This window comes from Frigoribacterium sp. CFBP 8759 (genome assembly GCF_014841655.1).
GTDB lineage: Bacteria > Actinomycetota > Actinomycetes > Actinomycetales > Microbacteriaceae > Frigoribacterium.
This window is the reverse complement of sequence record NZ_JACYUH010000002.1, coordinates 763,910-782,448: the sequence shown is the minus strand read 5'-3', so window position 1 is coordinate 782,448 and position 18,539 is coordinate 763,910. Positions and strand designations below refer to the sequence as shown.

At 70.8% G+C, this 18,539-nt stretch carries 19 protein-coding genes; 5 read left to right on the top strand and 14 right to left on the bottom strand.

What is annotated here, in order from left to right:
* From IFT79_RS08940 to IFT79_RS08930, 3 genes are all read right to left on the bottom strand, one after another.
* Nucleotides 1-501 (bottom strand): hypothetical protein, encoded by a 501-nt coding sequence (locus IFT79_RS08940; protein ID WP_192123686.1) that lies wholly within the window; start codon nt 499-501, stop codon nt 1-3.
* A gap of 164 nt (nt 502-665) precedes the next feature.
* Nucleotides 666-1,115: an NUDIX hydrolase gene (locus IFT79_RS08935; RefSeq protein WP_342211805.1), complete on the bottom strand. Its 450-nt coding sequence runs from the start codon at nt 1,113-1,115 to the stop codon at nt 666-668.
* Between the two features lie 13 nt (nt 1,116-1,128).
* Nucleotides 1,129-1,896 carry an SDR family oxidoreductase gene (locus tag IFT79_RS08930; protein ID WP_056045077.1) on the bottom strand — a complete coding sequence of 256 codons (768 nt, stop codon included), beginning with the start codon at nt 1,894-1,896 and terminating at the stop codon, nt 1,129-1,131.
* A 123-nt stretch (nt 1,897-2,019) separates the two neighbouring features.
* Between IFT79_RS08930 and IFT79_RS08925 the strand changes: the two genes are divergently transcribed.
* The 4 genes from IFT79_RS08925 (at nt 2,020) to IFT79_RS08910 (ending at nt 4,913) form a co-directional block, all read left to right on the top strand.
* Nucleotides 2,020-2,499, top strand: a complete 480-nt coding sequence (locus IFT79_RS08925; RefSeq protein ID WP_342211804.1) for an NfeD family protein — start codon at nt 2,020-2,022, stop codon at nt 2,497-2,499.
* Between the two features lie 4 nt (nt 2,500-2,503).
* A complete protein-coding gene (locus IFT79_RS08920) occupies nt 2,504-3,643 on the top strand; it encodes an SPFH domain-containing protein (protein WP_192123684.1) in 1,140 nt (379 codons plus the stop codon).
* Nucleotides 3,643-4,431 carry a glycerophosphodiester phosphodiesterase family protein gene (locus tag IFT79_RS08915; protein WP_342211803.1) on the top strand — a complete coding sequence of 263 codons (789 nt, stop codon included), beginning with the start codon at nt 3,643-3,645 and terminating at the stop codon, nt 4,429-4,431. The genes IFT79_RS08920 and IFT79_RS08915 overlap by 1 nt, the downstream gene beginning before the upstream one ends.
* Nucleotides 4,432-4,547: 116 nt before the next feature.
* Complete coding sequence (locus IFT79_RS08910) at nt 4,548-4,913, top strand: RNA polymerase-binding protein RbpA (protein ID WP_043594952.1); 366 nt, start codon at nt 4,548-4,550, stop codon at nt 4,911-4,913.
* A gap of 84 nt (nt 4,914-4,997) precedes the next feature.
* On the opposite strand, the gene lnt is transcribed toward IFT79_RS08910, so the two are convergent.
* The 9 genes from lnt to IFT79_RS08865 all read right to left on the bottom strand — a co-directional run bounded on the left by lnt (nt 4,998) and on the right by IFT79_RS08865 (nt 15,310).
* On the bottom strand, nt 4,998-6,626 hold the full coding sequence (gene lnt / locus IFT79_RS08905) for an apolipoprotein N-acyltransferase (RefSeq protein WP_192123682.1): 1,629 nt from the start codon (nt 6,624-6,626) through the stop codon (nt 4,998-5,000).
* A gap of 74 nt (nt 6,627-6,700) precedes the next feature.
* Complete coding sequence (locus IFT79_RS08900; protein ID WP_159826686.1) at nt 6,701-9,196, bottom strand: DEAD/DEAH box helicase; 2,496 nt, start codon at nt 9,194-9,196, stop codon at nt 6,701-6,703.
* A gap of 4 nt (nt 9,197-9,200) precedes the next feature.
* The gene (gene tatC / locus IFT79_RS08895; RefSeq protein WP_056047397.1) at nt 9,201-9,956 is read right to left on the bottom strand and encodes a twin-arginine translocase subunit TatC; all 756 of its coding nucleotides are present in this window, start codon (nt 9,954-9,956) and stop codon (nt 9,201-9,203) included.
* A 78-nt stretch (nt 9,957-10,034) separates the two neighbouring features.
* Nucleotides 10,035-10,328, bottom strand: coding sequence for a twin-arginine translocase TatA/TatE family subunit (gene tatA / locus IFT79_RS08890; RefSeq protein ID WP_159826684.1), 294 nt, complete (start codon nt 10,326-10,328; stop codon nt 10,035-10,037).
* A 104-nt stretch (nt 10,329-10,432) separates the two neighbouring features.
* Nucleotides 10,433-11,425 (bottom strand): helix-turn-helix transcriptional regulator, encoded by a 993-nt coding sequence (locus IFT79_RS08885; protein ID WP_056047399.1) that lies wholly within the window; start codon nt 11,423-11,425, stop codon nt 10,433-10,435.
* The gene (locus IFT79_RS08880) at nt 11,418-12,440 is read right to left on the bottom strand and encodes a helix-turn-helix transcriptional regulator (RefSeq protein WP_123570048.1); all 1,023 of its coding nucleotides are present in this window, start codon (nt 12,438-12,440) and stop codon (nt 11,418-11,420) included. Before IFT79_RS08880 ends, IFT79_RS08885 begins: the two co-directional genes overlap by 8 nt.
* A 24-nt stretch (nt 12,441-12,464) precedes the next feature.
* Nucleotides 12,465-13,394 (bottom strand): hypothetical protein, encoded by a 930-nt coding sequence (locus IFT79_RS08875; RefSeq protein ID WP_192123680.1) that lies wholly within the window; start codon nt 13,392-13,394, stop codon nt 12,465-12,467.
* A 106-nt stretch (nt 13,395-13,500) separates the two neighbouring features.
* Nucleotides 13,501-14,550 carry a tRNA (adenine-N1)-methyltransferase gene (locus IFT79_RS08870; RefSeq protein ID WP_192123678.1) on the bottom strand — a complete coding sequence of 350 codons (1,050 nt, stop codon included), beginning with the start codon at nt 14,548-14,550 and terminating at the stop codon, nt 13,501-13,503.
* Nucleotides 14,551-14,617: 67 nt separating this feature from the next.
* Complete coding sequence (locus tag IFT79_RS08865; protein ID WP_233568315.1) at nt 14,618-15,310, bottom strand: HAD family hydrolase; 693 nt, start codon at nt 15,308-15,310, stop codon at nt 14,618-14,620.
* A gap of 121 nt (nt 15,311-15,431) precedes the next feature.
* Between IFT79_RS08865 and IFT79_RS08860 the strand changes: the two genes are divergently transcribed.
* A complete protein-coding gene (locus tag IFT79_RS08860; protein ID WP_192123676.1) occupies nt 15,432-16,343 on the top strand; it encodes a proteasome assembly chaperone family protein in 912 nt (303 codons plus the stop codon).
* A gap of 58 nt (nt 16,344-16,401) precedes the next feature.
* Here IFT79_RS08860 and IFT79_RS08855 read toward each other — a convergent pair whose 3' ends face one another.
* A complete protein-coding gene (locus tag IFT79_RS08855) occupies nt 16,402-17,097 on the bottom strand; it encodes a response regulator (protein WP_123570049.1) in 696 nt (231 codons plus the stop codon).
* Entirely contained in the window at nt 17,094-18,440 is a 1,347-nt protein-coding gene (locus IFT79_RS08850) for a histidine kinase (RefSeq protein WP_192123674.1), read from the bottom strand. Before IFT79_RS08850 ends, IFT79_RS08855 begins: the two co-directional genes overlap by 4 nt.
* Nucleotides 18,441-18,539: the final 99 nt, after the last annotated feature.

Below are 18,539 nucleotides of genomic sequence, written 5' to 3'. Positions count from 1 at the left end.
TCAGGCGGAGGGGTCGACCGCGCCGTCCGTGCTGCTCCCGAGGTCGACGGCGGTCTCGCGGGGGAGCGCCTCGTGGTGGCGCCGTCCGTGGCTGCGCCGCGCCTCCTTCATCTCGGCCTCGAAGAGGTGCTTCTTGCCGTCCGCCAAGGAATCACGTACGTTCTTCTCATGGTCGCGGAAGGCGGCGTAGTAGCCGTCGTCGTAGTCCTCGACGAGTTGGTAGGTCCAGCGTCCCTCGACGACGTTGCGACCGACGAGGTCCCGGTCCAGCAGGTCGGCGATCTCGTCGTGCCCGGCTCGGCGAAGCGATTCCACGGCATCGCCGAGGGCGAGGTCGGCCTTGCCCGTCAGTCGGTGGAATCCGTAGAGGAATCCACGGGCCTGCTCGACGATCTCGAGCGCGGCGGAGAGTTCACCGAGGGCAGCGACGGTGTCGTCGTCGAGCCCCTGGGGTCGGCGATGCGCGTCGTCGGGCGGCGTGGGGGTCGTGTCGGTCGTCATGCGACCAGGAAACTCCGAGGAGGCGCGGCGTGCGTCAGCGGGGAGCGCTTCCGTCGCCCCTCTCGATGTTACTTGACATAATGTGCATTATCAGTCGCGCGGTAGTGACGCCGGAAGGGGTGCACGGTGGCTCGGGTGGCGCCCCGCCCTCACGCCCCGGATGACTAGGCCAGCACCCGACGCAGCAGCTCGGCCAGGTCGCCGGGTTCGACCGGCTCGTCGGTGGTCGCCAGCTCGTCGAGGGTGAACCAGCGCGACTCGAGGATGTCGCTGCGCTCGTCGTCGGTCCAGTCGTCGTCGACGACCTCGAAGTGCGGAAGGCGGACGACGTAGAATTCGGCGTGACCGTGCGTGTGGTCGGCGTCGTCCCAGGACACCTCGAAGTCGTCCACGCGCACGACGTCACCGACCTCGGTGACCACCTGACCGGTCTCTTCGTGCAACTCGCGGATCGCCGCCTCGACATGGGTCTCGCCCGGGTCGACCCCGCCACCCGGCGTGATCCAGCGAGCGACGCGACTCGTGTCGGGCGCCACCGTCTTCATCAGCAGCACGCGGTCGTCGTCGTCGAGGACGAGGAGGCGCGAGGTCGGTCGGACGATGCGCTCGGTCACGAAGGGGCCCGTCTCAGACGATCGGGGCGAAGTCGCTGGTGTCGCCCACCAGGCGGGTGTGGTCGGCCGGGACGGGGTCGACGGCGGCCGACGCGACCTCGGCGGCGAACTCGGCGACGTTGTACAGCTTGCCCGCGCTCTCTTTCCGCGACGAGATGGCACCGGGGTTCGAGCGTTCGAGCAGGGTCGCCGTGATCGTGCCCTCGATCATGTCCCCCGAGACCACGACGAACTCGACGCCCGCGGTCTCGAGCTGCGGCAGCATCTCGCGCAGGGCGTCCTCGCCGGCACGCTTGCTGAGGGCGACGGGGAGGTACTCGGGCATCGTCTCGGTCGTGCGGATGAAGTGCGCCTGGTGGCTCGTGACGAAGACGACGCGCGACCCCGGGGCGAGCAGCGGCAGGGCCGCGGTCAAGAGCGCCACCTGGGCGTCGCGGTTGAGCTTGAGTGCGTAGTCCTCGGCCATGCCCGTCTCCATGCCGCCCGAGGCGTTCATCACGAGCACGTCGAGGCCGCCCCAGGCGTCACGCACCGTGTCGAACATCGCCGCCAGGCTGGCCTCGTCGGTGAGGTCGGCCCCGATGGCGATCGCCTCGCCGCCCGCCTGCTCGATGGTCGAGACGAGCTGCAGTGCGCGCTTCTCCTTGTTGCGGTAGTTCACGACGACCTTGGCTCCGGCCTCGGCGAAGTAGCGCACGGTGTCGGCACCGATCCCCCGGGACGATCCGGTGACCAGGACTCGGGCTCCGGCGAGGGACTCTGCGGCGAGGGGGTTGGACAAGGCGTGCTCCAGACTGTGCGGGGATCGATCGGCCCGTGGACCGGACTCGACCCTACCAATCCCCCTCGTCATCGTCAGGGGCGGGTGATAGTTTTCATAACAGGGGAACGAGAGAAGGTCGACGTGGACGTCTTGAACGATTACGCATGGGTCGCGTGGATCGCGCTCATCCTGGTGTTCGTCATCGTCGAGGTGACGACGCTCGAATTCACCTTCCTCATGCTCGCCATCGGCAGCGTCGGCGGTCTGCTCGCCGGCTTCTTCGGCGCCCCGTGGTGGCTGCAGGCGATCATCGCGGCCGTCCTCGCGGTCCTGTTGCTGTTCACCGTGCGGCCGCCGTTGCTGCGGGCGCTCCGCCGCGGGGGCGATCCGACCCCCAGCAACGTCGAGGCGCTGCTCGGGCTGCGCGGCACGGTCGTGGTGCCCATCGGCTCCGACCCCGGCCAGGTCAAGCTGTCGAACGGCGAGACCTGGACAGCCCGCGTGCTGTCCTCCCCCGCGACGTCGGCGGGCGCCGACCTCGCACTCGACACCGGGGCCCCGGTCGTCGTGACCGCCATCGAGGGGTCGACCGCCTTCGTCGCCCCCGCAGAGAGGTCCTGAAGCCATGGACACCATCAGTGCCGGAACCGTCGTCACGATCGTGGTCGTCGCGATCGTCGTCGTGCTCGTCCTCGTCATCCTCTTCCGCTCGGTCCGCATCATCCCGCAGGCGAGTGCCGGCGTGGTCGAACGTCTGGGGCGGTACCACAAGACCCTCTCCCCCGGGCTCAACCTGCTGGTGCCGTTCATCGACCGCGTGCGGCCGCTGATCGACATGCGCGAGCAGGTCGTCTCGTTCCCGCCGCAGCCCGTCATCACCGAGGACAACCTGGTCGTCTCGATCGACACGGTCGTGTACTTCCAGGTGACCGACGCCCGGGCGGCCACCTACGAGATCGCCAACTACCTCGGGGCCGTCGAACAGCTCACGACGACCACGCTGCGCAACGTGGTCGGTGGGTTGAACCTCGAGCAGGCCCTCACCAGTCGCGACAACATCAACGGCCAGTTGCGCATCGTGCTCGACGAGGCCACCGGGAAATGGGGCATCCGGGTCGGCCGCGTCGAGCTGAAGGCCATCGATCCGCCCCTGTCGATCCAGGACTCCATGGAGCAGCAGATGCGTGCCGAGCGCAACCGTCGCGCCGCCATCCTCACCGCCGAGGGCACCAAGCAGTCCCAGATCCTCGAGGCCGAGGGGTCGCGACAGTCGTCGATCCTCAAGGCCGAGGGCGACGCCAAGGCCCAGGTGCTGCGGGCACAGGGCGAAGCCGAGGCCATCGCGACGGTCTTCAACGCCATCCACGCCGGCGACCCCGACCCGAAGCTGCTCGCGTACCAGTACCTCCAGACCCTGCCGAAGATCGCGGACGGCTCGGCCAACACGATGTGGATCATCCCGAGCGAGTTGACCGAGGCCCTGAAGGGCATCGGGCAGGGCTTCTTCGCCCCGCGCGACCCGAACGCCCCGGGGTGGACCCCGACCGAGGCCCCCAAGGTCTCCGAGATGGACGTCACGCCCGACCTCGCATCGACCGTCGACCTCGAGGCCGAACCGGACCTCGGCTTCCCGACCGTCACCACGCCCGGTGAGACCGGCTCCGGTGTCGGTTCCGGAGGCGCGGGTGCGGCCGGCGCCGATCGGCCGGCTCCCGGAGCGAGCGCGACGGACACCGGGCCGACCACTCCTCCGGCGACCTCGTAGTGCCGTCCGCTCCCCCGATCTCGGCCGGCTGGTTCGCTCCGGCCGGCCCCCGGGTGTTGGCGCATCGCGGCCTGGCCGTCGACGCCCCGGAGAACACGATGCTGGCGTTCGCCCTCGCCGTGTCGGCCGGGGCGACGTACGTCGAGACCGACGTGCACGCCACGCGCGACGGCATCGCGGTGATCAGCCACGATCCCGACCTGACGCGGCTCGCGGGACGTGAGCAGCGCCTCCTCGACCTCGACCTCGCGGAGGTCAAGATGGTCCGGCTCGACGGTGAGCACGAGATCCCCACCCTCGACGAGGCGCTCGACGCCTTCCCCGAGACCCGGTTCAACATCGACCTCAAGTCGGACGAGGCCGTCGCGCCGGCCGTTCGAGCGATCGCCCGCGTCCGGGCGACGGATCGCGTCCTGGTGACCTCGTTCGACCACCGGAGGCGTCTGCGGGCGGTCCGGGCGCTGCCGGGAGTCGCGACGTCGGCCTCGTCCCGGGGCATCGTCGCGGCGGTGGCCGCAGGCCTCGTACCGCTCCCCCGCCTCCGGCGGTCACTGGTGCGGCGCGCCCTCGTCGGGTGCCGGGCCGTCCAGGTCCCTGAGCGCAAGGGCCCGGTCCGCATCGTCACGGCTGCGCGCGTGGCCGAGTGGGCGGCCCTGGGCGTCGAGACACACGTGTGGACCGTCAACGAGCCTGACGACATGGTGAGGCTGCTCGACCTGGGCGTGCACGGCATCGTCACCGATCGCGCGGACCTGGCGCTCGACGAGGTGCGTCGGCGCGCCGTGTGACCCTGGCCCGAGACTGCCCGGGCACTGTGAAGGGACTGTGAAATCGCACGGCTCGGAACGGCGGAGGTCCAGAACGGGTTACAACGGGTGATTGCAACGCGAGAGGAGACCACACAATGGCAGATCGCAGTTTGCGCGGAATGAGGCTCGGCAGCCAGAGCCTGCAGAGCGAAGAGGGCGTGGAGTTCTCGCCCCGCAAGAAGGCCGTCTACCAGACGACCGACGGTCAGACGTTCGACATGGTGTTCGCTGCGGACGCCGAGATCCCGGACATCTGGCAGTCGCCCAAGAGCGGCCAAGAGGGTCGTCTGCTCTCGGCCGACGGCAAGCCCGTCGAGATCGACGCCGGAGACGTGAAGGTCCCCCGGAGCCACTGGGACATGTTGCTCGAGCGACGCAGCCGTGACGAGCTCGAGGAGCTCCTCCAAGAACGACTCGACTTCCTCAGGGCCCGAAAGGGTCAGCACAAGATCGGCGCCTGACGACCCGTCCGGCAGCGATCCGACGAGAAGGCCCGACCACCTCACGGTGGTCGGGCCTTCTCTCGTCCCGGCGGGGCCGGACCGTCAGTCGACGACCCGCCACCGCGGCAGGATCGGGTCGGGTGCCTCGTCGAGCCGGCGTCGACGAGTGGAACGCCGGGTCCCGATGAAGGGGCGCGACAGCAGCAGCATCGCGAGACCGAAGAACGACACGAGGAGTTCGATCGCTCGACTCGCCACGACGGCGGGCGTCGTCCCGGTACCGAGGTCGACGACAGCCACCATCGTTCCGGGCTCGTAGTCGGGGATGCTCGCGGTCGTCCTGCCCGAGGCGTCGATGGCCCGCGTCGAGGCGACGGTCGAGACGTTGACGAGGGGACGTGCCGTCTCGATCGCCCGCAGGCGTGCAATGGCGAGCTGTTGCTCGTTCTCGTCGGTCTGCCCGGGACGGGTCCCGAAGTCGGCGTTGTTGGTCTGGCCGATGATGACCTGCGCGCCCTCGTCCATCATGTTGGTGATGAGCTGGTCGTCGACGATGTCGAAGCAGATCGAGATCCCGGCACGGAAGTCACCGAGGTCGAAGACCTCGTCCCGCGTGCCCGGCGTGTAGTCCCGCCCGATGAGGTCGATCAGGTCGGGAGCGAAGGGCCGCCAGAAGGCGCGATCGGGGACGTACTCCCCGAACGGGACCGGGTGCTTCTTGTCGTACTGGTCCGCCACTCCACCGTCCGACCAGAGCAGGGACGAGTTGTGGACGGTCTCACCGTCGTCGCTCTCGGTGATGACGCCCGACACGAGGGGGGCGTCGTAGCCACGGGAGATCGCGTCGAAGACGTACTGGCCGGTGGCGTCGCGGGTGGGATCACGGTCGCTGCCTCCCTCGGGCCAGACGATCATGTCGAGGGAGCGCTGGTCCTCCGGCAGCCGTGCGAGCTGGGCCTGCAAGTCGCTCATCGCGAGGACCTGGGCGTTGGTCAGGTCGCCGTACTGCCGGTCGGCGAAGTAGCCGGCGTCGCCGTCGCCCTGGACGGCGGCGATGGTGGCGGTGCCCGAGGAGTGCGTCGGCCAGTGCGGCACCGCGAGGGCGGCGACCACGACCGTGGCAGCGGCGAGCACGCGGGTCGAACCCCGGACGGTCGTCTGCAGGGCGAGCTGGATCAGTGCGGCGACGATCGCCACCATGAGGAACGACAGCCCCGAGATGCCGAGCCAGGCGACGAGACCGGCGAACGGGCTCTCGGACTGGCTGAGAGCCACGCGACCCCAGGCGAAGCCGCCGTAGGGCCAGTTGCCGGCGACGAACTCACGGAGCGTCCAGAGCCCCCCGACGGCGACGGGCAGGAGGACCGTGCGGCCCAGGGTGCCGGGCCAGATGAGCGGGACCCAGCGGTACGCGAGGGTGATGAGCATCGCCCCGGCGGCGAAGAAGAGCGCCTCGAGGGTCGACAGCGCGGCCCAGGGGACGACACCGAGGAAGAGCGTCGCCCACGAGATGTGGATCAGGTAGAAGGACAGGCCCGCCACGAGCCCGACCAGGAAGGAACCGCCGAGCGATCGGCCCCGGAGGGCCACCAGCACGAACCCGATGCCGACGAAGGTCAGCGGCCAGACGTCGCCGTCCGGGAAGCCGCCGTCGAGGACGGCGCCGGCACCGAGGGCGACGATCAGGGCGAGCCAGAGGGGCAGTCGGACGTCGGTCGCTCGGGAAGACACCCCGTGATTCTAGGTGGCGGCGTCTGGGAGGCCGGTCGTCCTCGGCGGACGTCCGGCCTCGTCGGGGAGGAGGGTCAGGGGCCGACCGCGGTGTAGGCCACGATGCCGCGACGGACGGCGTCGAGCGCCTGCCGGGCCGTCGGACCGACCGGCAGGTCCCCCACGACCGACAGCTGGTCGAGCAGGTCGATCGTCTGCTTCGTCCAGCGGACGAAGTCGCCGGCGGCGAGGTCGGCGTCGTCGAGCACAGAATCGAGTGCGGCACCTCGGGCCCAACGGTGCATCGCGAGGGCGAGACCCGGTGCCGGGGGCTGGCTGCCCGGAAGGTGGTGCTCGTGCTCGAGGTCGTCGAGCTCCGCCCAGAGCAGCTGCGTGGCGTCGAGCGCGGCACGGAACTCGCCGCGAGGCAGGAATCGCTCGGAGAGCTGGCCTTCGTCCCGACGGGGCTCGTACACGAGGGTGGCCGCCATGGCCGCCATGGACGGCACGTCGAGCATGTTCCACACACCGAGGCGCAGGCTCTCGGCCACGAGCAGGTCGCGATCGCCGTAGATGCGCCGCAACGTGCGACCGGTCGGGGCGACGGTGACCTCGGCGTCCCGCGGGACGCGACCCGCCCCTCCTGCGTTCGTGCCCGTGGGGACGAGGTAGCCGCGGTCGAGCAGCACGTCGGTGACCCGGTCGAAGACCTTGGCGACGGCGCCGGTCCGACTGCGGATCTGCGCCGACAGTTGGTCGGTCTGTTTCTTCAGCTTGAACCAGCGCTCGGACCAGCGGGCGTGCTGTTCGCGCTCCGGACAGGCATGGCAGGGGTGCGTCCGCACCTGCCGACGCAGTTCGCCGATGCGACGCTGACGCTTGTCGCGCTCGGCCCGCGACTGCGAGTCGGCCCGGGCCGCCCCCTGCTTCTCGAGGTCGCCGACCTCGCGACGCAGCATCGTGTACTCGCCGAAGTCACCCAGGTGGCACGCCATCGACGCGGCGTAGCCGTCGAGTGACTGCTGCTGCGATCGCACCTTGCGGGCCAGGTCGACGACCGAGCGGTCGGCCTGGAACTGTGCGAACGACGTCTCGAGCACCTCGCGGGTGCGGGATCGTCCGAACTGCTCGATGAGGTTGACGGCCATGTTGTACGTCGGCCGGAAGCTGCTGTTCATCGGGTAGGTGCGCCGCGAGGCCAACGAGGCGACGGCCTGCGGGTCGAGACCCTGCTGCCACTGGATGAGCGAGTGGCCCTCGACGTCGATGCCCCGGCGACCGGCACGACCGGTCAACTGGGTGTACTCGCCGGGCGTGATGGGCACCCGAGCCTCGCCGTTGAACTTCTCGAGCTTCTCGAGCACGACCGTGCGGGCCGGCATGTTGATGCCGAGCGCCAGCGTCTCGGTCGCGAACACGACCTTGACGAGCTTCTTCTGGAAGAGCTCTTCGACGACTTCCTTGAAGGCCGGCAACAGGCCGGCGTGGTGGGCCGCCACACCTCGCTCGAGCCCGTCGAGCCACCGCCAGTAGCCGAGGACCGCGAGGTCTTCGTCGCGCAGGGTGCGACAACGGGCCTCGACGATCTCGCGGATCTCACGACGCTGGTCGGCGGTCGTGAGACGGATGCCCGACCGCAGCACCTGGGACACGGCCTGGTCGCAGCCGACCCGGCTGAAGACGAAGAAGATCGCGGGAAGCAGGTTCTGGTCGTCGAGCATCTCGACGATCTTCCAGCGGTCGAGGCGACCGGGACCGCCCTGCGTCGGCGGTACGACGTGGCCCCGGGGGCCGGTCCGACCCGCGGAGTGGCCGTCTCGACGACCACCGCTCCGCCCGCCGCGTCGGCCGAGCGAGGTCGCGCGCAGGAGCTCGGGGTTGACCCGGTTCGTCGCGGCCTGCCCCGAGGAGTCGAAGAGGTCGAGGAACTTGCCCCCGACCAGGACGTGTTGGTCGAGGGGCACGGGACGGTCCTCGGAGACGATGACCTCGGTGCTCCCCCGGACCGTCTGGAGCCAGTCGCCGAACTCTTCGGCGTTCGACACCGTGGCGCTCAACGAGATGAGCCTCACGTCGAGCGGCAGGTGGATGATGACTTCTTCCCAGACCGCGCCGCGGAACCGGTCGGCCAGGAAGTGGACCTCGTCGAGGACGACGTACCGCAGGTCGGTCAGCATCTCGGACCCGGCGTAGATCATGTTGCGGAGCACCTCGGTCGTCATCACGACGATGCGCGCCCGGGAGTTCACGTTCGTGTCACCGGTGAGCAGCCCGACCTCGGACGCTCCGTACTCGGCCACGAGTTCTTGGAACTTCTGGTTGCTCAGTGCCTTCATGGGTGCGGTGTAGAACACCTTGGCCCGCGGGTCCTGCATGGCGAGATGGATCGCGTACTCGGCCACCAGGGTCTTGCCGGCGCCGGTCGGTGCCGCGACGAGGACGCTGTCGCCCGCTTCGAGGGCGGCGCACGCGGCGAGCTGGAACGGGTCGAGGGCGAAGCCGAGACGGGACCGGAAGGCCTGGAGCTTGGGGGTCTTGTCTCGCGTCTTCGCCGCGGCGAAGCGTTCCGCGGGACTGAGGTCGGGGCTCACCGGGTCACCCCGCCGCGAGTTCGGCGTCGAGCGCGGCTGCCCGCTTCGCGACCCGGCGGTCGTGCAGCCAGGCGACGCCGGCGGCGAGGAAGAACAGCACGATCATGGGGATGGCCAGGAGGAACATCGAGAAGATGTCGGCCGACGGGGTCGCGATCGCGGTGAACAGGACGATGACGAGGATGGCCACCCGCCAGCCCTTGACGATGGCGGCGGCCGAGACGACGCCCACGAAGTTCAACAGCACCAGGAACACCGGCATGACGAAGGCGATGCCCACGGCGAGCACCAGCTTGAGGACGAAGTCGTAGTAGACCTTCGACTCGATGATCGTCGCGTCCTGGGTGTCGACGAAGCCGGTCATGACCTCGACGATGTGGGGCAGCACGTACCATCCCGCCAGGCAGCCGCCCAGGAAGAGCGGGATGGCGGTGCCGATGAAGCCGACGGCGTAGAGCTTCTCTTTGCGCACGAGGGCGGGAACGATGAAGGCCCAGACCTGGTACAGCCAGACGGGACTGGAGATGACGACCCCGACGGTGACCGCGATCTGGAGCTTCAGGTCGAAGGCGCCCGTGATGTTCGAGTAGTTGAGGGTGGTCTCACCCGTGCGTGCCGCCGCGATCGCCTCGACCGGCGACCTCAGGGCGTCGAGGACGAAGGGCGCGAGGAACCAACCGGCGACAGCGGCCAGGATGAGGGCCAGGGCGGAGATGAAGAGTCGCTTGCGCAACTCGAGCAGGTGTTGCCCGAGGGACATCTTGCCGTCGCGGCCTCGGCTGCGGCCCGTGCCCCTTCCCTGGGTGCTGTCGCCACGAGTCGTCGTCGTGGCCACGCGTCAGGACTTCGGCGGGACGTCGCGGTTCGGCGACGGGTACGAGTCGTCGACGCGGCGTGCGGTCGGACCGTCGGTGTACCGGGCGGACGAGTCGTCCGGACGACGGACGGGACGGTCGTCGAGGTCGTCGTCGACGGCCGACTCCTTCTTGTCGCTGTTGACCTCGTTCTTGAAGATGCGCATCGACTGGGCGATGCTCTTCGCGAGGGCCGGGAGCTTCGGCGCACCGAAGAGCAACAGGACGATCGCCAGGATGATGATCAGGTGCCAGCCTGAGAGCGCGTTTCCGAACATGATGGGGTCTCCTTGCGGGGCAGGGTGACGTCCACTCTACCGTGCGGCCTCGTCTGCGGCAGGCACGGCGCAGGCGATGCACAGGGCGTGCCGCAGCCGGACGTTCAGGGAGTGACGGACGGGTCGACGTCGTAACGCTCGATCGCCCGACGCGCCCAGTCGGCCACGGCCGAGCGCGCCGACTCGGGCCCGACGACCTCGGGGTGACCCGGGAGTCCCGCCACGAGCCGACAGAGCGTGCCGAGTCGGTTGACGCGCAACCGGAGGCGCACGCGGTCGTGCGGGAGGGGTTCGGGTTCGTCGGGACCATAGTCCGCGAGGAGCGGCGCCGCGGCGGCGTCGAGGTCGAGCACCACGACCAGGTCGTCCGGAGACCCCTCGAACAGCGTCTCGGGCAGGGTGACGTCGTCGGCCCGGTGAGCGATCGGAGTCGCGGTGAGCGCCGGGGAGGCGATCCGGTCGAGTCGGAACGTCCGGGGAGCCTCGCGCAGGTGGTCCCAGGCCCTGAGGTACCAGTCGGCGTCGACCGACTCGACCCGCAGCGGGTCCACCCGCCGTCGTTCCGCGACCCCCCGGGTGCCGCGATAGTCGAACTCGAGCTGGACGCCCGCCTCGACCGCCCGGCCGACGAGCCCCAGGACCTCGTTCGTCTCGGACTGGTCGACGGCCACCTGGCTCGGTTCGCTGGACGCCCCACGCGACAGCTTGCTCATCAGTGTGGCGATGGCCGCGCGGTCCGCGTTCTCGGGCAGCGACGAGAGGTACTGCAGGCCCGCGATGAGGGCGGCGGCTTCGCGGGCGGAGAACCGTGGCGAGTCGTCGATGGCGACGAGGTTGGTCAGCACGATGACGTCGTTCTGCTCGAAGTCGTCCCACGCGATGTCGAAGAGGTCGCCGTGCTGGTACTGCGTCGTCTCGCCAGGGACGCCCGAGACGGCGATCAGCTCGACCGCACGCCGGATCTCGCCCACGCTCACGCCGAAGTGCGCGGCCGCCTCGGCCACGCTGACTCGCTCGTGGTCCATGAGCCACGGGACGAGCGACAGCAGGAAGGCGAGCTTGTCGGCCGCGTGGAGGGCACCGCGGGGCTCAGCCACGGGCACCCCCGTCGACCGGGCCGGTGGTGTGGGCGGCGAGCACGGCCTCGAGGCGGGTGCGCACCAGGGCACGGAGACCGTCGGGTTCGACGACGGTGACCTCGGGACCGAAGGAGGCCAGCTCGTCGGCGAGCAGGTTGTCGTCGGTCCAGTGGACGAGGAGCGTGTCGGCATCGAGACGGGTCGTGCCACGGCGCTTGCCGAGTCGGGTCTCGGCGTCGGACAGGGGCTCGACGCGGACGGTCGCGGTGCGATCGCGCCAGACCTGCTCGAGGTCGGCCAGCGCGCGCTCGGCCGTGGCGTCGTCGGGTCTCGTGTACGGGGTGGTGGTCAGCTGGACGGGGCCGACGACACGGGACAGGAGGAAGGTCTTGAGCGCCCCCGTGCCGACCTCGACCGCCGACACCAGCCACCGGCCCTGGTGCTGCACCAGGGCTGCCGGGGCGACCTCGCGCCGGCGGGCGGACTCGTCACCGGGCTTCAGGTAGTCGAACCGGACGACGACGCCCCGGTCGAGCGCCGTCCGCAGCGGCTCGAAGGCCGCGTCGCGGGAACGGAGCCGAGGGGCGTACTCGAGCTCGGGAACGCTCGCCGCGCCGCCGAGCGAGCGCAACTTGAGGAGTGCCCGTCGGGACTCGTGCGAGAGCGACCCCTCGCGCCACACCATCGCCGCCAAGGTGAGGAGGGCGGTCTCCTCGGACGAGAACGAGATGTCCTCGGGCAGCTCGTACGCGCCCCGCGGGATGCGATAGCGGAGTGCCTGGTTGTTGCCTGCCGCCGCCGGGTCGTCGATCGTCTCGAGGGGGACGCCCAGTTCGCGGATGTCGTCCTTGTCCCGCTCGAACTGCCGCTCGAGCGCGGCGTTGTCACCCGAGCGCGAGTACTTCTGGCGGTACCCCTGGACGGTCGACAGGATCTCGGTCTTGCTCAACCCGGAGTCCGTCGCGAGCAAGGCCAACACGAGGCTGAAGAGTCGCTCTTCGACGGGGACGCGGGGGGTGCGGGCAGTGGGCACGGCGACCGGCTCAGCAGGGCCGGGTCATCGGATCGCCCCGAGCACGTCGAACACGTACACGTAGGCGGAGCCACCGCTGTCGGACGTCGCGGGGAGCACGACCATGACCTGCGAGCCGACCTGCTGGCCCACCAGGGCCGAGCGGATGTCGTCGGGGATCTGCTCGTCGCCGAGGTCGACCGGCGTTGCCGAACCGCCGTTGGTCCAGGTCGACCCCGCGACCGTGGACGGCTGGCTCCAGGTGACGGCCGTGAACTGCACGACGGCGGAGTCGTCGGCGGTCAACGTAGGACCGTGCCCCTTGCGGACGAGGTGCACGACCTCGTCGGTGGGGGCGTCACCCGCGGGGATCGTGATGCCGGGTGCACCGTCGGGGGCGGTGACCACCGCGGGCAGGCCGTCCGCGCCGAGCTGGAGGGCCCCGTCGGCCTTCTCGAGGAACGCCCGCTTGACGTCGACGACGGCGACGTAGGCGGCGTCGGGATCGTCGTTCGGGGTCGACGCGGCGCCGTTGATCGATGCCGAGAGGTCGCTGGCCTTGACGGCGACCGCGACGCGCGACCCCACCGTGGAGCACTCCAACGCGTCGACGAGCGGGGCGAGCGTCTGCCCGCCCACCGTCAACGGGACGTTCGTCGAGCCGTCGTAGCCGCTGTCCTCGAGTTCCTGGCCCGTGCTGCCGTCGAACAGGGTGTAGTCGATGACGACCGGGGTGCCGTCGACGAGTCGCTGACCGTCGCCCTCGATGAGCGTCGAGACCTCGGTCTTCTTGGTCACGATCGGCGTCGGCACGTCGACGTCGGGCTTCGTGCCGAAGTCGCCGGTCGCGGTGACGACCGAGGCGGCGTCACCCGTGGGAGGGCAGCCGGCGGAGCCGGGGCCGGCCGTGCTCGAGCAGGCCGTCATCGAGGCGAGCAGGCCGACCGTCACGACGAGGGCGGGGATCTTGCGCACGGGGACTCATTTCGTGGAGGCGACCGGGGGGTCGGGTGGGGCGACCGGTCGGGTCGTTCGGATGCGGGGACAGCTTAGCGGGGGTGGTCGGAGCCCTCGACGATGCTCAGGCCGGGGTGGAACCGGTCGACGTGCCGTCGGCGCCGGCTCCGTCGGTGGTGCCGTCGACGGCCTCGGTCGCCGCGATCGCGGCCTCGGCCGCCGTCCGGGCCTGGCGTGCCGTCTTGCGCAGCTTCTTGTCGCTGGCCGACCGCTCGCCGAGTGCGCCGGGCGTCCAGGCCTCGACGTCGGCATCGCTGTAGTCGGACTTGGAGGGGCGTCGTTTGAGCTGCGGGAGCACCGCTCCCGGTGCCAGCCGGCGGGCGGTGAGGAGGAAGCCGGTGTGCCCGATCATGCGGTGGTCGGGGCGGACGGCGAGGCCCTCGACGTGCCAGCCGCGGACGAGCGTCTCGGACGCGTCGGGCTCGGTGAAGGCCCCGGAGGCGCGCAGGGCCTCGGCCGTGCGCGAGAGCTGTGTCGCGGTGGCGACGTAGCAGATCACCAGACCGCCCGGCTTGAGGGCGTCGGCCGTGACGTCGACGTTCTCCCACGGCGCGAGCATGTCGAGCACGACCCGGTCGACCGTCCCGTCGGGCATCGCCGCGGGCAACTCGTCGGCCAGGTCGCCGACCGTGACCGTCCAGTTCTCGGGCTCGGCACCGAAGAAGCTCGCGACGTTGCCCTCGGCGACGTCGGCGAACTCCTGTCGGCGCTCGAAGGACGCCAGGCGACCCTCGGGGCCGACGGCCCGCAGCAGCCAGAGCGACAGCGCACCCGAACCCACGCCCGCCTCGACGACCGTCGCGCCGGGGAAGATGTCGGCGAACGCCACGATCTGGGCGGCGTCCTTCGGGTAGACGATGGCCGCGCCCCGGGGCATGGACATCACGAAGTCGCTCAGCAGCGGACGGAGGGCGAGGTACTCGTCGCCCGTCGTGCTGGGGACGACGGACCCGTCGGGCAACCCGACGACGTCGTCGTGCGCGATCATGCCGCGGTGCGTGTGGAACACGGCGCCCGGGGTCAGCACGATGGTGTTCATCTTGCCCTTGGGGCCCGTGAGCTGGACCTTGTCGCCTTCGACGAAGGGGCCGGACTGGCGGCGGAACGCGGTCATGCGAGGGTGCTGCTTTCGATCGGGTCGCACCCCGAGGGGTGCAGGAGGCGCGGCGTGCGCACCGGGGTCAGGAGTCGGAGGTCGCCTGGTCGCGGACGGCACGGCCGGCCCGGTGCAACGCGCGGAGGTCGTCGACCGTGGTGCCGACGAGGGTGTCGCGGCGGATGTAGGGGCCGTCGTCGGCGAGCGGTGCGTGGTGCTCGACGCCGATCGCGACGGTGCCGGCGGCCACGGCCGAGGCCAGGCCGGGGGTGCTGTCCTCGATGGCGATGCAGTCGGCGGGGTCGACGCCCAGCAGGGCGGCACCCCGCAGGTAGGCCTCGGGGTGCGGCTTGGCGTGTTCGACGTCGTCGCCGGCGACGATCGCGTCGAAGGCCTCGAACTCGATGGCGTCGACCATGAACTGGGCCATGCGGCGGATGGACATGGTGACCAGGGCGGTCGGGACGCCTTCTCGCCGGAGCTCGGCGAGGAGTTCCTTCGCCCCGGGACGCCACGGGATCTCGACCGCGGCCCGCTCGAGGACCGCCGTGGTCAGGCGGTCGATGATCTCGTCCTCGGTCAGGTCGACCCCGTGGGACTGCAGGACCCGGGCGGACTGCCACAGGCCGCTCCCGATCATGGCGTCGCCGTCCTCGCGGCTCCAGGTGCCGCCGAACGACTCGACCAGTTCGACCTGGCAGAGGAACCAGTACGGTTCGGTGTCGACGAGGGTTCCGTCCATGTCCCACAGGACGGCGGCAGGCAGGGTTTCGGTCACGGCGGACCAGTCTACCGGGCCTGGTCGACGTGGCCTCCCGGCCCGCGCCTCCTGGTGGCGGTCACGGTCTATCGTGGAGGGTCAAGCGCCGGACGCCCTTCCGGCACGGTGAGGACACAGGTTGACGAACACGTCGGATTTCGCTGCGGGACGCCTGCTGGTGGTCGCCTTCGAGGGCTGGAACGACGCCGGCGAGGCCGCCAGCGGCGTCGCGCGCAGCCTGGTCGAGACCCTCTCGCTCGAACCGGTGGCCGAACTCGACGGCGAACGGTACATCGACTACCAGTTCAACCGCCCGCAGGTGGGGCTCGACGACGACGGGGTGCGAACCCTCGTGTGGCCGCGCATCCAGCTGCACGCGGCCGCCGACGCCGCGACGGTCCTCCCCCGCGACCCGTCGTCGCCCACCACCGAGGTGCTCGTGCTGCTCGGTGCCGAACCGTCGCGGAGCTGGCGCGGCTTCGCCGCCGAGATCGTCGACCTGATCGACGTGCACGACGTCACGGGCGTGGTGTTCCTCGGATCCATGCTCGCCGACGTCCCCCACACGCGGCCCATCTCGGTCTTCGTCAGCAGCGAGAACGAGGCCGTCCGCGACGAGTACACCCTCGAGCGCAGCACCTACGAGGGGCCGGTGGGCATCTTGTCGGTCCTCGCCGACGCCGTCGAGGCCGCGGGCGTGCCGACCCTGTCGATCTGGGCCTCCGTCCCCCACTACGTCCACAACGCCCCGTCGCCCAAGGCGACGCTCGCGCTCATCGAGAAGCTCGACGAGCTCTCGGGCGTGACGATCCCCCGCGGCGAGCTCGCCGCCGAGTCGACGGCCTGGGAGTCCGGCATCGACGCCCTCGCCGCCGACGACGAGGACATGGCGGGCTACATCGAGCAGCTCGAGCAGGCCCGCGACACGGTGGACAGCCCCGAGGCGAGCGGCGAGGCCATCGCGCAGGAGTTCGAACGGTACCTCCGTCGTCGCGACGGCAAGGGCGGGGACGGACGACCGGACGACCCGCGGTACCCCCCGGTCCCCTGACCGGTCCTCCGGCGACCCGTCAGGAGGGGCGGGGTGGGGCCCGGTACGACGGCCCCGGTCAGGTGGCGGGCCCGCCCGGGACCGCGACGCCGTTCTCGTAGGCGAACACCACGGCCGCCGTCCGGTCGCGGAGGCCGAGCTTGCCGAGCACGTTGGAGACGTGCGTCTTGACCGTGGCCTCGCCCAGGAACAGCCGGCGGGCGATCTCGGCGTTGGAGGCCCCCGATGCCAACCGGTCGAGCACCTCGCGTTCGCGTTCGGTGAGGGTCGCCAGTGCGGGGCTGGGGACGACGACGCGCGTCGTCGCGGGGTCGCCCACGGCGCGTTCGACCACGGCACGGGTGAGTTGGGGCGAGAGCAGGGCGTCTCCGCGGTGGACGACGGCGATCGCCTCGATCAGGTCCTCCGGCGTGGCCGTCTTGAGCAGGAAGCCGCTCGCCCCCGCCTGCAGGGCCCGGAAGACGTAGTCGTCCCGGCCGAAGGTCGTCAGGACGAGGATCGCCGGGCCGCCCCCGGATGACTGCGCGAGGATGCGGCGCGTGGCCTCGAGCCCGTCGAGGACGGGCATCTCGATGTCCATGACGACGACGTCGGGGCGGAGCCGCCGGACGAGGTCGACGGCCTCGAGCCCGTCGCAGGCCTCGCCGACGACGCGGACGTCGGGTGCGGTGTCGAGGATGATGCGGAAACCCGTGCGGACGAGGTCCTGGTCGTCGACGAGCAGGACGGAGACGGGGGCGGTCGTGTCGGTCATGGTCTCTCGGAGGGTTCGGCGGCGGTGACGTGGTCGAGGGGGCGGGCGTCGGCGCAGGCGTTCACGGGCAGGACCGCGCACACCCGGTAGCCCCCGCGCGAGCGGGGGCCGAGCTGGAGCTCGCCCCCGTGCAGGTCGACCCTCTCGCGCATGCCCCGCTGGCCGAGTCCGGGGCCGGTCGCCGTCGATCCCTGCGGGATACCCGCGCCGGGATAGGGCATGGGGCCGGGACGACCGTCGTCGACGACCTCGACCTCGATCGTCCGGTCGCCGTAGCGGAGGTGCACCTCGGCGAGGGAGGCGTTGCCGTGCTTGAGGGTGTTGGTCAGGGCCTCCTGGGTGATGCGGTACAGGGTGACCCCGATGCTCTCGGGGACGTCGCGGGCGTCGCCGTGCACCGAGAACCGGACGTCGAGGCCCAGGGCTCGCGTGTCGGCCATGAGTTCGGGCAGGGCGCCGAGGCCCGAGGGGCCGGACCCGGCCTCGCCGTCCCGCGACCGCAGGACGGACAGCAGGCGGTCCAGCTCGTCGATGGTCGTCCGCGCCGTGCCCTCGACGGCCGAGAGGGCGCCTCGTGCGATGTCGGGCCGGTCGAGCGTCCGCCGGGCGGCGCCCGCCTGGATGCCGATGACGGCCACGTGGTGGGCGACCACGTCGTGCAGCTCGCGGGCGAGGCGGGTGCGTTCTTCGTTGATGGCCCGATCGGCGACGAGCTCGTGGGCGGCGCGCAGCTCGACCCCCGTGCGTTCGAGGGCGTGGAGCCGGGTGGCCGACACGCGGGCCGCCCGGCCGAACGCGATGGCCGTGACGAGGACGATGCCGTTCGACACGAGCGTGTAGGCGATCGTGGCGAGGGTCACGGGGTCGGGTGCCTCGGCGTCGGACACGTAGACGGAGTGCAGCCACACGCCCAGCCAGACGAACATGACCGCGGTCACGACGACGCTGACGACGAGCGCACGGCCGCGCCGGGCGGCCCAGGCGTTCGCGGTGAAGATGACCACGAACTCGACGATCGACGGGGTGAGGGTGTCGGGGTAGCCCCTCAGTTGGGCGGCCAGGAACACGGCCGACACGACGACGAGGACGGCCACGGGACGCTGCCGTCGGAAGGCGAGCGGGGCGCAGAGGCCCAGGAGCCACAGCACGCTCTCGAGGGTCGAGGGCGAACCCGCCCCCTCGGCGTCCTCGACGATGACGGCGCTGAGCCAGAGCGTGACGAGGCCGAGCGCCGCGGTGAGGGCGGTGATCCAGAGGTCGACGCGGGTGTCGCGTCGGGTGAGCGGCCGGCGGGCGTCGCCCGGCGTCGCGGCCGGGGCCGGGGCGGTCGTCGACGTCTCCACGCCGACCATCGTAGGGCAGACGGGCGTGCTGATTGAGGAAGACTCATGCATGCGCATGGAGAACGGGATGGACGACCCGTTTCGTCCGGGTGCCGGGAC